The sequence below is a fragment of the Streptomyces sp. YKOK-I1 genome (assembly GCF_054660435.1).
In genome coordinates, this window is record NZ_BAAGDR010000001.1 from 4,022,834 (window position 1) to 4,035,881 (window position 13,048).

Genomic DNA, 13,048 nt, shown 5'->3' on the forward strand with positions numbered 1-13,048 from the left:
GATGTTCGACACAGTGCTGGTCGCCAACCGGGGCGAGATCGCCGTCCGGGTCATCCGTACGCTGCGCTCGCTGGGCGTGCGCTCGGTGGCGGTCTTCTCCGACGCCGACGCCGACGCCCGGCACGTACGGGAGGCCGACACGGCCGTACGGCTCGGTCCGGCGCCGGCCGCCGAGAGCTATCTGTCGGCGGAGCGGCTGCTGCAGGCCGCCGCCCGCACCGGCGCCCAGGCCGTCCACCCGGGGTACGGCTTCCTCGCGGAGAACGCGGCCTTCGCGCGCGCCTGCGAGGAGGCGGGGCTGGTCTTCGTCGGGCCGCCCGCCGAGGCCATCTCCCTCATGGGCGACAAGATCCGCGCCAAGGAGACGGTGCGGGCGGCCGGGGTGCCGGTCGTCCCCGGCGGACGCGACCCCGACCTCGCCGCGGCGGCCCGTGAACTGGGCGCGCCCGTCCTGCTCAAGCCGTCCGCTGGCGGCGGCGGCAAGGGCATGCGGCTGGTGCGGGACCTGACCCTGCTGGAGGAGGAGATCGCCGCCGCCCGCCGGGAGGCCCGCGCCTCCTTCGGCGACGACACGCTCCTCGTCGAGCGCTGGGTGGACCGCCCCCGGCACATCGAGATCCAGGTCCTGGCCGACGGCCACGGCAACGTCGTCCACCTCGGCGAGCGCGAGTGCTCGCTGCAGCGGCGGCACCAGAAGGTGATCGAGGAGGCGCCGAGCGTGCTCCTCGACGAGGGGACCAGGGCCGCGATGGGCGAGGCGGCCGTACAGGCGGCGCGCTCCTGCGGGTACCGGGGCGCGGGCACGGTGGAGTTCATCGTCCCCGGCGGCGACCCCTCCTCGTACTACTTCATGGAGATGAACACCCGCCTCCAGGTGGAGCATCCGGTGACCGAGCTGGTCACGGGCCTCGACCTGGTGGAGTGGCAGCTACGGGTCGCGGCGGGCGGGAAGCTCGACCTCGCCCAGGAGGACGTACGGCTCACCGGGCACGCGATCGAGGCGCGGATCTGCGCCGAAGATCCCGCGCGCGGGTTCCTGCCGTCCGGCGGCACGGTCCTGCGGCTGCGTGAACCGCAGGGCGACGGCGTGCGCACCGACTCCGGGCTCAGCGAGGGCACGGAGGTGGGCAGCCTCTACGACCCGATGCTGTCCAAGGTCATCGCCTACGGCCCCGACCGCCCGACCGCGCTCAGGAGACTCCGCGCCGCCCTCACGGAGACGGTGACCCTGGGCGTGCAGACCAACGCCGGGTTCCTGCGCCGGCTGCTGGGGCATCCGGCGGTGGTCGCGGGCGAGTTGGACACGGGGCTGGTGGAGCGGGTGGTGGACGACCTCGTCACCCCGGACGTACCGGAGGAGGTGTACGAGGCGGCGGCGGCCGTACGGCTGGAAGGGCTGAAGCCGGAGGCGGGCGGCGGGTGGACGGACCCCTTCTCGGTGCCGAGCGGCTGGCGGCTGGGGGGTACGCCGAAGCCGGTGGGCTTCCCGTTCCGAGTGACGGGAGCCGAACCCGTCGTACACGAACTGCGCGGCACCCACACCGTCACCGACGACCGGGTCTCGGTCACCCTCGACGGTGTCCGCCACACCTTCCACCGCGCCGCCGACTGGCTCGGCCGCGACGGTGACGCCTGGCACGTCCGGGACCACGACCCGGTGGCCGCGTCCCTCACCGGGTCCGCGCATGCCGGTGCCGACTCGCTCACCGCGCCCATGCCCGGGACGGTGACGGTCGTGAAGGTCGCCGTCGGGGACGAGGTCGCCGCCGGTCAGAGCCTGCTGGTGGTCGAGGCGATGAAGATGGAGCACGTCATCTCCGCCCCGCACGCCGGCACGGTCGCCGAACTGGACGTCACCCCGGGCACGACGGTCGCCATGGACCAGGTGCTGGCCGTCGTCACCCCGTACGAGGAGGTCGCGGAATGACCGCTGCAGGGCTCCCGATGACCGTGCCCGCCCAGGATCTGCCCGTCCGGGTGCGGATCCACGAGGTCGGCGCGCGCGACGGGCTGCAGAACGAGAAGTCGGCCGTGCCGACCGGGGTGAAGGCCGAGTTCATCCACAGGCTGGCCGACGCGGGTCTGACGACGATCGAGGCGACGAGCTTCGTGCACCCCGAGTGGGTGCCCCAGCTCGCCGACGCCGAGGACCTGTTCCCACAGGTCGCCGATCTGCCCGTGGCCCTGCCCGTGCTGGTGCCGAACCAGCGCGGGCTGGACCGCGCCCTCGCGCTCGGCGCCCGCCGGGTCGCCGTGTTCGCCAGCGCCACCGAGTCCTTCGCCAAGGCCAACCTCAATCGCACGCTCGACGAGTCGCTCGCCGTGTTCGAGCCGGTCGTGCGGCGGGCGAAGGACGAGGGGGTGCACGTCCGCGGCTATGTCTCCATGTGCTTCGGCGACCCCTGGGAGGGCGCCGTGCCGCTGCACCAGGTCGTCCGCGTCTGCCGGGCGCTGCGGGACATGGGCTGCGACGAGCTGAGCCTCGGCGACACCATCGGGGTCGCGACCCCGGGCCATGTCCTCGAACTGCTCTCCCTGCTCAACGAGGAGGGCATGCCGACGAACGTCCTCGGCGTGCACTTCCACGACACCTACGGGCAGGCGCTGGCCAACACCTACGCCGCCCTCGAACACGGCGTCACCACCGTCGACGCCTCCGCGGGCGGCCTCGGCGGCTGCCCGTACGCGAAGTCCGCCACCGGCAACCTCGCCACCGAGGACCTCGTGTGGATGCTGCACGGTCTCGGCATCGACACCGGGGTCGATCTCGGCCGCCTCGTCGCCACCAGCGTGTGGATGGCCGACCAACTGGGCCGACCCAGCCCGTCCCGCACCGTCCGCGCCCTCTCCCACAAGGACCAGTGATCAGCATGGACCACCGTCTCAGCCCCGAGCTGGAGGAACTCCGCCGTACGGTGGAGGAGTTCGCGCACGACGTGGTGGCGCCGAAGATCGGCGACTTCTACGAGCGGCACGAGTTCCCGTACGAGATCGTCCGCGAGATGGGCCGCATGGGCCTGTTCGGGCTGCCGTTCCCGGAGGAGCACGGCGGGATGGGCGGCGACTATCTGGCGCTCGGCATCGCCCTGGAGGAGCTGGCGCGGGTCGACTCGTCCGTGGCGATCACCCTGGAGGCGGGTGTCTCGCTGGGCGCGATGCCGATCCATCTGTTCGGTACCGCGGAGCAGAAGCGCCAGTGGCTGCCGCGGCTGTGCTCCGGCGAGATCCTGGGCGCGTTCGGGCTGACCGAGCCCGACGGCGGCAGCGACGCGGGCGCGACCCGGACGACGGCCCGCCTCGACCCGGAGACGGACGAATGGGTGATCAACGGCACCAAGTGCTTCATCACCAACTCGGGCACGGACATCACGGGGCTGGTGACGGTCACGGCGGTCACCGGGCGGGGGCCCGACGGGCGGCCGCTGATCTCCGCGATCATCGTCCCGGCGGGCACCCCGGGCTTCACGGTAGCCCAGCCCTACTCCAAGGTCGGCTGGAACGCCTCCGACACCCGGGAGCTGTCCTTCTCCGACGTCCGGGTGCCGGCGGCGAACCTGCTGGGTGAACAGGGGCGCGGGTACGCGCAGTTCCTGCGGATCCTCGACGAGGGCCGGATCGCGATCGCCGCGCTGGCCACCGGGCTGGCGCAGGGCTGTGTGGACGAGTCGGTGAAGTACGCGCGGGAACGGCGGGCGTTCGGTCGGCCGATCGGCGCCAACCAGGCCATCCAGTTCAAGATCGCGGACATGGAGATGAAGGCGCACACGGCCCGGCTGGCGTGGCGGGACGCGGCCTCGCGGCTGGTGGCGGGCGAGCCGTTCAAGAAGGAGGCGGCGCTGGCGAAGCTGTACTCGTCGACGATCGCCGTCGACAACGCGCGGGACGCCACCCAGGTGCACGGCGGGTACGGGTTCATGAACGAGTATCCGGTGGCCCGGATGTGGCGGGACTCCAAGATCCTGGAGATCGGGGAGGGGACGAGCGAGGTGCAGCGGATGCTGATCGCCCGGGAGCTGGGGCTCGCGGGCTGACCGGAAGTCATCTCTTTTACACCGTCAACTTGCCGTCAATTCCGGCAAGTTGACGGAATCTTAGCGTGCACAGACATCCCACAGCTTCGGGATCACATCACCCCGCCCTGGACAAGATCTGAGGTTAGGCTAACCTATCTTCGAACTTGTCCGGCGGTGATCCGCACGTTCGAAAGCAGCCACTTCCATGCCCAACGCCAGAGCCAACCACCTCACCCGCCGCGGCATCCTCGCCGCCGGTGGCGCCCTCGGCCTCGGTGCCGTGCTCGCGGCCTGCGGGGACGACGACGCGAAGAGCAGTGGCTCGGACTCCTCGGCGAGCGCCTCCGCCAAGTCCGGTCCCTGGACCTTCAAGGACGACCGCGGCACCACCGTGAAGACCGACGCGATCCCGGCGAACATCGTCGCGTTCACCGGTGTCGGCGCCGCCCTCCACGACTACGGCATCCAGGTCAAGGGCGTGTTCGGCCCGACGAAGACCACCGACGGCAAGGCCGACGTCCAGGCCGGCGACATGGACATCTCCAAGGTGACGATCCTGGGCAACGTCTGGGACGAGTTCAACGTGGAGAAGTACGCCGCCCTCGCGCCCGACGTCCTCATCTCCACGATGTTCGACGACGCCGGCACCCTCTGGTACGTCCCCGAGGCGTCCAAGGACAAGATCGCCAAGCTCGCGCCGAGCGTCGGCGTCTCCGTGTACGACCGTCAGCTCACCGCCCCGCTGGAGCGGATGTGGGAGCTGGCCGAGTCGCTCGGAGCGGACATGACCGCGGCGAAGGTGACCGACGCGAAGAAGCGGTTCGAGGCTGCGGCAACGCGGCTGCGCGCCGCGGCGAAGGCCAAGCCCGACATCAAGGTCATGGCCGGGTCCGCCAGCGCCGAGCTGTTCTATGTCTCCGGCTCCAACCTGTCGATCGACCTGGAGTACTTCAAGGCGCTCGGCGTGAACTTCGTGGAGCCGCCGGAGAGCGCGAAGAAGGAAGGCGGCGGCTGGTACGAGTCGCTGAGCTGGGAGAACGTCGACAAGTACGCGGCGGACATCATCATGATGGACGACCGGACGTCGGCACTGCAGCCTTCGGCGATCACCGAGGCGACGTGGAAGAAGCTGCCCGCGGTGAAGGCGGGGCAGGTCATCGGGCGGTCGCCGGAGCCGATCCTGTCGTACGACAAGTGTGTGCCGCTTCTGGAGAACCTCGCCGAGGCTCTTGAGAACGCGAAGAAGGTCAGCTGATCGCTCCGCCGGGCAGTGTGGGTGACTGCGGGTCCGTTGTGGCTGGTCGCGCAGTTCCCCGCGCCCCTGAAAAGCCTTGCCCTGACCCCCACTCTGCAGGAGCGCCCCCATGACCACGGCCGTTGCCGCCCCGTTCCGTTTCTTCTCCCTCCGGGTCGCGCGGACGCGGCGGCTCGGTTCGTCTCTGGTCCGAGTGAGTCTCGCCGGAGAAGACCTCCGGCACTTCCTCTCCGACGGGCGTGACCAGTCGCTCTCGCTCTTTCTGCCGCATCCGGGGCAGGACGCGCCCGCCGTTCCCTTCGAGCTCGGGGACGGATGGTGGCAGGGGTGGCGGGAACTGCCGGACGACGTACGGGCCGTGATGCGCTCGTACACCCTGCGCGCCCTGCGGCGGGATCCCGACGAGATCGACATCGACTTCGTGCTGCACACCCCCGCCGGGCCCGCCTCCGCCTGGGCCGCGCGGGCCGAACCCGGAGACCGGGTGGTACTGCTGGGGCCCGCGCTCTCGGACAACCGGGCCATTCGGTTCCGGCCGCCGCACGACACCGATCTGGTGGTGCTGTGGGGTGATGAGACCGCGCTGCCTGCCATCTCGGCGATTCTCGAGTCGCTGCCGTCCGGGCAGCGGGTGCGCGCCTGGATCGAGGTGCGCGACACCGGCACTGTGCGGGACCTGACGACCCTGGCGGACGCCGAGATCACCTGGGTCGGCGCCGGGCACTCGCTCGATGTCGTCCGGGCCGCTCAACTGCCGCCCGCCGCACGGCCGTACGTCTGGATCGCCGGCGAGTCCGGGACCGTGAAGGCCCTGCGGCGGCATTTCGTGCAGGAGTGCGGGATCGACCGGCGTCGGGTCACCTTCGTCGGGTACTGGCGTGAGGGGCTGACGGAGGAACAGCTGCGCGAACGCGAGTGAGCGAGTGAGCGAGTGACGTGATCACAGTCACGAGAGGGGCGGAGCTTCCCGGTTGTTAATTAGGTTAGGCTAACCTAAGTTGAACCCGGGGCTCCGCCCCTCAGTCCGTCCCGCAGCGGACCCGTCCCCACCCCCGGAAGGCTCCCCATGCGCTCGCACCTGCTCAACGACACCACCGCGGAGCAGTACCGCCGCTCCGTGACCGAAGGAGTCGAGCGGGTGGCCGCCAAACTCGCCGCCACCGACCGTCCGTTCACCGGCGTCACGGTCGACGCCCTCGCCCCCCGCATCGACGGCATCGACCTCGACCAGCCCCTGTACGACACCGCCGCGGTGCTCGACGAGCTGGAGGAGGTCTACCTCCGCGACGCGGTCTACTTCCACCACCCCCGCTACCTCGCCCACCTCAACTGCCCGGTGGTCATCCCCGCGGTGCTCGGCGAGGCGGTGCTCTCCGCCGTCAACTCCTCCCTGGACACCTGGGACCAGTCGGCCGGCGGCACCCTCATCGAGCGGAAACTGATCGACTGGACGACCGAGCGCATCGGCCTCGGCCCGGCCGCCGACGGCGTGTTCACCTCCGGCGGCACCCAGTCCAACCTCCAGGCGCTGCTGCTCGCCCGGGAGGAGGCCAAGAGCGACAGCCTGGCGAAACTGCGGATCTTCGCCTCCGAGGTCAGCCACTTCAGCGTGAAGAAGTCCGCGAAACTGCTGGGGCTGGGACAGGACGCGGTCGTGTCGATCCCCGTCGACCACGACAAGCGGATGCAGACCGTCGCGCTCGCCCATGAGCTGGAGCGCTGCAAGAAGGCCGGTCTCGTCCCCATGGCCGTCGTCGCCACCGGCGGCACCACCGACTTCGGCTCCATCGACCCGCTGCCCGAGATCGCCGAGCTGTGCGAGCAGTACGGCACCTGGATGCACGTCGACGCGGCCTACGGCTGCGGACTGCTCGCCTCCCTGAAGTACCGGCACCGCATCGACGGCATCGAGCGCGCCGACTCCGTCACCGTCGACTACCACAAGTCCTTCTTCCAGCCGGTGAGTTCCTCCGCCGTCCTGGTCCGGGACGCCGCCACGCTGCGGCACGCCACCTACCACGCCGAGTACCTGAACCCGCGCCGGATGGTGCAGGAACGTATCCCCAACCAGGTGGACAAGTCCCTGCAGACCACCCGCCGGTTCGACGCCCTGAAGCTGTGGATGACCCTGCGCACCATGGGCGCCGACGGCGTCGGACAGCTCTTCGACGAGGTGTGCGACCTGGCCGCCGAGGGCTGGGGGCTGCTGGCCGCCGACCCGCGCTTCGACGTCGTCGTACGGCCCTCGCTGTCCACCCTCGTCTTCCGTTACATCCCCGCCGCCGTGACCGACCCGGCCGAGATCGACCGCGCCAACCTCTACGCCCGCAAGGCCCTGTTCGCCTCCGGTGACGCGGTGGTCGCGGGCACCAAGGTCGCGGGCCGTCACTACCTGAAGTTCACCCTGCTCAACCCCGAGACGACCGCGGCCGACATCGCCGCCGTCCTCGACCTGATCGCCGGCCACGCCGAGCAGTACCTGGGAGAGTCACTTGACCGCGCTTGCTGAAGCCAGCCGCACCCATGACTTCGTGGGGATCGGGCTCGGCCCCTTCAACCTCGGCCTCGCCTGCCTCACCGAGCCGATCGACGCGCTCGACGGCGTCTTCCTGGAGTCCAAGCCCGACTTCGAGTGGCACGCCGGGATGTTCCTCGACGGCGCCCACCTCCAGACGCCGTTCATGTCGGACCTGGTCACGCTGGCCGACCCGACCTCGCCGTACTCCTTCCTCAACTACCTGAAGGAGAAGGGGCGGCTCTACCAGTTCTACATCCGCGAGAACTTCTACCCGCTGCGCGTCGAGTACGACGACTACTGCCGCTGGGCGGCCGGCAAGCTGAGCAGCGTGCGCTTCTCGACGACCGTCGCCGAGGTGACGTACGACGAGAGCGAGGCGCTGTACGCCGTGCGCACCACGGCCGGGGACGTCTTCCGCGCCCGCCGGCTGGTTCTCGGCACCGGCACCACCCCGTACGTCCCGGAGGTCTGCCGCGGCCTGGACGGCGGGCTGTTCCACAACGCCGAGTACATGCGGCGCAAGGCCGAGCTCCAGGCGAAGAAGTCGATCACGATCGTCGGCAGCGGACAGAGCGCCGCCGAGATCTACCACGAGCTGCTCGCCGAGATCGACGTCCACGGCTACCAGCTCAACTGGGTCACACGTTCCCCGCGGTTCTTCCCGCTGGAGTACACCAAGCTGACCCTGGAGATGACGTCCCCGGACTACATCGACTACTTCCGGGCGCTGCCCGAGGAGACCCGCTACCGGCTGGAGAAGCAGCAGAAGGGGCTGTTCAAGGGCATCAACTCGGACCTCATCGACTCGATCTTCGATCTGCTCTACCAGAAGGACGTCGAGTACGGCGACCGGCCCGTCCCCACCCGTCTCCTCACCAACTCCTCGCTGAACAGCGCCCGTTGGGAGGACGGCGCATACCGGCTCGGCTTCCGCCAGGACGAGCAGGGCAAGGACTACGAGATCGCCACCGAGGGCCTGGTGCTGGCCACCGGCTACCACTACGAGCCGCCCGCGTTCCTGGAGCCGGTCCGCGACCGCCTGTGCTTCGACGAGCACGGCCGCTTCGACGTGGCCCGCAACTACGCCGTCGACACCACCGGCCGGGGCGTGTTCCTGCAGAACGCCGGCGTGCACACGCACTCCATCACGTCCCCCGACCTCGGCATGGGCCCGTACCGCAACAGCTCCATCATCCGTGAGCTGCTCGGCAGCGAGTACTACCCGGTCGAGAAGACCATCGCGTTCCAGGAGTTCTCGGTATGACCTTCACCTTCCGCCCGCTCGACCCGCTGCGGGACGCCGAGCTGCTGCACTCCTGGGTGACGCATCCCAAAGCGGCCTACTGGATGATGCAGGACGCCTCGCTGGTGGACGTCGAGCGCGCCTACATGGAGATCGCCGCCGACCCGCACCACCACGCCCTGCTCGGCCTCGACGAGGACGGCACGCCGGTCTTCCTGATGGAGAAGTACGACCCCGTCCACCGCGAACTGGTCGGCCTGTACGAGCCGTTGCCGGGCGATGTCGGCATGCACTTCCTCACCCCGGCGACCGACGCGCCCGTGCACGGCTTCACCCGCGCCGTCATCACCGCCGTGATGGCACACCTCTTCGAGGACCCGGCCACCTCCCGGGTCGTCGTCGAGCCGGACGTCGCCAACACGGCCGTCCACGCCCTGAACGAGGCCGTCGGCTTCGTCGCCGCACGCGAGATCGAGAAGCCGGAGAAGCGGGCGTTGCTGAGCTTCTGCACCCGGGAGCGGTTCACGGCCGCCGTGGGGGTGGCCGCGTGAGCCTCTCCGACGCCGTGGCGCACCTGTCCCCCGAACGCTGGGAGACGGCCAACCGCCTCCTGGTCCGCAAGGCCCTCGCCGAGTTCGCCCACGAGCGGCTCATCACCCCCGAGATCACCCCCGAGGAGCGCGACGGGCGGTACGTCGTCCGCAGCGACGACGGTCTGACCTCCTACCGCTTCACCGCCGTCCGCCGTGCCCTCGACCACTGGCAGGTGGACGCCGACTCGATCACCCGCACCCGGGACGGCGCCGAACTCCCCCTCGCCGCACTGGACTTCTTCATCGAGCTACGGAAGACCCTCGGGCTGAGCGACGAGATCCTGCCGGTGTACCTGGAGGAGATCTCCTCCACCCTCTCCGGCACCTGCTACAAGCTCACCAAACCCCCCATCACCTCGGCGGAACTGGTCCACGCAGGCTTCCAGGCCATCGAGACCGGCATGACCGAGGGCCACCCCTGCTTCGTCGCCAACAACGGACGGCTCGGCTTCGGCGTCCACGAGTACCTGTCGTACGCCCCCGAGACCGCGAGCCCCGTCCGGCTGGTGTGGCTGGCCGCGCACCGGTCCCGGGCGGCCTTCACCGCGGGTGTCGGGATCGCGTACGAGAGCTTCCTTCGGGAGGAGCTGGGCGCGGCGACCGTCGAGCGGTTCGACGGGATCCTGCGCGAGCAGCGGCTCGACCCGGCCGACTACCTCCTCATCCCGGTCCACCCCTGGCAGTGGTGGAACAAGCTCTCGGTCACCTTCGCCGCCGAGATCGCGCGCGGGAACCTGGTGTGCCTGGGCGAGGGCGACGACGAGTACCTGGCCCAGCAGTCCATCCGGACCTTCTTCAACTCCTCGCACCCCGGGAAGCACTATGTGAAGACGGCGCTGTCCGTCCTCAACATGGGCTTCATGCGCGGACTCTCCGCCGCGTACATGGAGGCGACGCCGGCGATCAACGACTGGCTGGCCCAGCTCATCGACAACGACCCGGTGCTGAGGTCCACCGGTCTGTCGATCATCCGGGAGCGGGCGGCCGTCGGCTACCGGCATCTGGAGTACGAGGCGGCGACGGACCGCTACTCGCCGTACCGCAAGATGCTCGCCGCGCTGTGGCGCGAGAGCCCCGTGCCCTCCCTCCAGGACGGCGAGTCGCTCGCGACCATGGCCGCCCTGGTCCATGTGGATCACGAGGGGAAGTCGGTGGCGGGGGCGCTCGTCGCACAGTCGGGGCTCGCGCCCACCGAGTGGCTGCGCCACTACCTGGAGGCGTACTACACCCCGCTGCTGCACAGCTTCTACGCCTACGACCTGGTCTTCATGCCGCACGGCGAGAACACGATCCTCGTGCTGCGCGACGGGGTCGTGCAGCGGGCGATCTACAAGGACATCGCCGAGGAGATCGCGGTGATGGACCCGGACGCGGTGCTGCCGCCCGAGGTGCGGCGCATCCGGGTCGAGGTGCCCGAGGACAAGAAACTGCTGTCGATCTTCACGGACGTCTTCGACTGCTTCTTCCGCTTCCTCGCGGCGAACCTGGCCGCCGAGGGGGTCCTGGCGGAGGACGACTTCTGGCGCACGGTCGCCGAGGTCACCCGCTCCTACCAGGAGGCGAACCCCGAACTCGCCGACAAGTTCCGCCAGTACGACCTGTTCGCCCCCGAGTTCGCCCTGTCCTGCCTCAACCGGCTCCAGCTGCGCGACAACCGGCAGATGGTGGACCTGGCCGACCCCGCGGGCGCCCTCCAGCTGATCGGCACCCTGAAAAATCCCGTCACGGGGTTCTGATCAGGACGGCGGGTTCCCCCGAGTACGGTCCTCGGGGGAACCCGTCCGTCCGCACAGTCCCCGCACAGGAAGCGGCACTACGGTCCTCACCTTGCCGTGCCCGCTGCTTTCGGGGAGCCGACGTCATGTCCGAGCACATTGCACAGCAAGCCCCGCACCATCCACCGGCCGGGCCCGGGCCCCTGCCGGAGCACGCTGTCGCCGTCCACGCCTACGCGGAGGCCTTCTGCGCGAAGCCGCGCGACGCCACCGACCTGGCGGCCCAGGTCCTCGCGCGCGGGCCTCGGCAACCGGGCCCCGCCTTACGCACCGCCCTGCTCGCCGACGTACGGCGCGCCGCCCACGGCTGGCTGCGCGACGAGCGCTCGGCGCTGCTGCGCCCGGAGTTCCGCGCCTGGTCCCGGGAGGCCGCCGACGCCTTCGGGCCGGTGGACACCCTGCGCCGGGTCGAGCACGGTTCGGTGGTCCTGGCCGCGTTCGAGCAGCTCGCCGACCAGTCACGGGCCGCGCTGTGGCTGTGTCTGGCCGAGGAGGACGAGTCGGCGCAGGCGGCCCGGCTGCTGCACACCACCGAGGAGTTCGCCGAGTCGCTGGCGCAGTCGGCCCGCGGCCGGCTCGTCGACACCGTCCTGCGGGTCCGCGCCGACCGCACCGCCGACCCGCGCTGTGTCCACTACGGCGGCATGCTGGGCGCCATCGCCCGCGGCACGCACCGCGAGGCTCCCGCCGATCTCCGGCACCACCTCGACGCCTGCCGGTTCTGCGCCCATGACCTGCGGCTGCTGCGCACGCTCGCCTCGGGCGCGGCGGAGGATGCGCGACGGCTGCTGGTGGACCAGGTGCTGGTGTGGGGCGGTCCGGCCTATCGCAGGGCCCGGTCGGCGGGGCGGGCAGCGGCGGCGGGCAGGGGGCCGGCCGGGCCGTCCGTGGCACCCGAGGAGCAGGCGGTCTCCCGTTCCTCGGGCCGTCGGCGCAGACGGACGGTGTGCACCGTGGCGGTCACCGTGGTCCTGACCGCCGTCCTGACCACCGCCGTGCTGCGGGAGCTGTCCGGCTCCGACCCCGCCGCGGGCGCCGAGCAGGCCGCGGCCGGGACTTCCCCCTCCGCCGCGTCGCCCTCCCCCTCGGCGACCGGCGCCTCCGCCGCCCCGGTCGTCCTCAGGAGCGTGGCCAACGGGCGCTGTGTCACCGGCCCCGCGGGGAGCGCCTCCCCCGACGACGACCCCTCCGACGACGATCCCTCCGACGGCGACCCCCCGTCCCGGACCCAGGGCCCGGTGTTTGCCCCCGATCCCGTCCTGGCCGCCTGCGACGGCGGCGAGGACCAGCGGTGGCGGGTCGTCGCCCTGGACGACGGCGCGGTGGCCCTGGTGAACATGGCGTCGCTGCTCTGCCTGGACATCGCGGGCGAGCGGGTCGCGGGCGACGGGATGCAGCAGCGGCCGTGCGCGAACGAGGTGGCCGACGCGCCCTTCCCGGAGGACCAGGCGTTCCTGGCGGAGGCGGCGGGTGACGACGCGTTCGCCCTCGTCTGCCAGGACAACCCCGACATCGCGCTCGGGGTGCGCTCCGGGGAGGTCCGGATGCGGTCGACTGCCGCCGTGGGCAAGGCGGTTCGCTTCTCCCTCGACGGTGTCGACGACGCGACGGGAGACGCGTTGGGGCTCTGACGGCCCGGTGTCAGAATCAC

General features: G+C 70.7%; 10 protein-coding genes. All 10 read left to right on the forward strand.

Annotated features, from left to right (window positions below):
- Position 1 precedes the first annotated feature (1 nt).
- On the forward strand, positions 2 to 1,927 hold the full coding sequence (locus tag ACYQ8Q_RS17430; RefSeq protein WP_460065969.1) for an acetyl/propionyl/methylcrotonyl-CoA carboxylase subunit alpha: 1,926 nt from the start codon (positions 2 to 4) through the stop codon (positions 1,925 to 1,927).
- Positions 1,924 to 2,865: a hydroxymethylglutaryl-CoA lyase gene (locus ACYQ8Q_RS17435; protein WP_460065972.1), complete on the forward strand. Its 942-nt coding sequence runs from the start codon at positions 1,924 to 1,926 to the stop codon at positions 2,863 to 2,865. Before ACYQ8Q_RS17430 ends, ACYQ8Q_RS17435 begins: the two co-directional genes overlap by 4 nt.
- 5 nt (positions 2,866 to 2,870) lie before the next feature.
- A complete protein-coding gene (locus ACYQ8Q_RS17440; protein WP_460065974.1) occupies positions 2,871 to 4,031 on the forward strand; it encodes an acyl-CoA dehydrogenase family protein in 1,161 nt (386 codons plus the stop codon).
- Between the two features lie 187 nt (positions 4,032 to 4,218).
- A complete protein-coding gene (locus ACYQ8Q_RS17445; protein WP_460065976.1) occupies positions 4,219 to 5,268 on the forward strand; it encodes an ABC transporter substrate-binding protein in 1,050 nt (349 codons plus the stop codon).
- A 109-nt stretch (positions 5,269 to 5,377) separates the two neighbouring features.
- Complete coding sequence (locus tag ACYQ8Q_RS17450) at positions 5,378 to 6,187, forward strand: siderophore-interacting protein (RefSeq protein ID WP_460065978.1); 810 nt, start codon at positions 5,378 to 5,380, stop codon at positions 6,185 to 6,187.
- Between the two features lie 147 nt (positions 6,188 to 6,334).
- Complete coding sequence (desA, locus tag ACYQ8Q_RS17455; protein ID WP_460065980.1) at positions 6,335 to 7,777, forward strand: lysine decarboxylase DesA; 1,443 nt, start codon at positions 6,335 to 6,337, stop codon at positions 7,775 to 7,777.
- Positions 7,761 to 9,050, forward strand: coding sequence for a lysine N(6)-hydroxylase/L-ornithine N(5)-oxygenase family protein (locus ACYQ8Q_RS17460; protein WP_460065982.1), 1,290 nt, complete (start codon positions 7,761 to 7,763; stop codon positions 9,048 to 9,050). The genes desA and ACYQ8Q_RS17460 overlap by 17 nt, the downstream gene beginning before the upstream one ends.
- Entirely contained in the window at positions 9,047 to 9,580 is a 534-nt protein-coding gene (locus tag ACYQ8Q_RS17465; protein WP_460065985.1) for a GNAT family N-acetyltransferase, read from the forward strand. Before ACYQ8Q_RS17460 ends, ACYQ8Q_RS17465 begins: the two co-directional genes overlap by 4 nt.
- Positions 9,577 to 11,358, forward strand: a complete 1,782-nt coding sequence (locus ACYQ8Q_RS17470) for an IucA/IucC family protein (RefSeq protein WP_460065986.1) — start codon at positions 9,577 to 9,579, stop codon at positions 11,356 to 11,358. The genes ACYQ8Q_RS17465 and ACYQ8Q_RS17470 overlap by 4 nt, the downstream gene beginning before the upstream one ends.
- Before the next feature lie 125 nt (positions 11,359 to 11,483).
- Positions 11,484 to 13,028, forward strand: coding sequence for an RICIN domain-containing protein (locus ACYQ8Q_RS17475; RefSeq protein ID WP_460065988.1), 1,545 nt, complete (start codon positions 11,484 to 11,486; stop codon positions 13,026 to 13,028).
- The last annotated feature ends 20 nt before the right edge of the window (positions 13,029 to 13,048 follow it).

What these genes read in the sequence shown, in the direction of transcription:
- ACYQ8Q_RS17430 (WP_460065969.1), top strand. Translation starts at nt 2, where the DNA reads ATGTTCGACACAGTGCTGGTCGCCAACCGGGGCGAGATCGCCGTCCGG.
- ACYQ8Q_RS17435 (WP_460065972.1), top strand. Translation starts at nt 1,924, where the DNA reads ATGACCGCTGCAGGGCTCCCGATGACCGTGCCCGCCCAGGATCTGCCC.
- ACYQ8Q_RS17440 (WP_460065974.1), top strand. Translation starts at nt 2,871, where the DNA reads ATGGACCACCGTCTCAGCCCCGAGCTGGAGGAACTCCGCCGTACGGTG.
- ACYQ8Q_RS17445 (WP_460065976.1), top strand. Translation starts at nt 4,219, where the DNA reads ATGCCCAACGCCAGAGCCAACCACCTCACCCGCCGCGGCATCCTCGCC.
- ACYQ8Q_RS17450 (WP_460065978.1), top strand. Translation starts at nt 5,378, where the DNA reads ATGACCACGGCCGTTGCCGCCCCGTTCCGTTTCTTCTCCCTCCGGGTC.
- desA (WP_460065980.1), top strand. Translation starts at nt 6,335, where the DNA reads ATGCGCTCGCACCTGCTCAACGACACCACCGCGGAGCAGTACCGCCGC.
- ACYQ8Q_RS17465 (WP_460065985.1), top strand. Translation starts at nt 9,047, where the DNA reads ATGACCTTCACCTTCCGCCCGCTCGACCCGCTGCGGGACGCCGAGCTG.
- ACYQ8Q_RS17475 (WP_460065988.1), top strand. Translation starts at nt 11,484, where the DNA reads ATGTCCGAGCACATTGCACAGCAAGCCCCGCACCATCCACCGGCCGGG.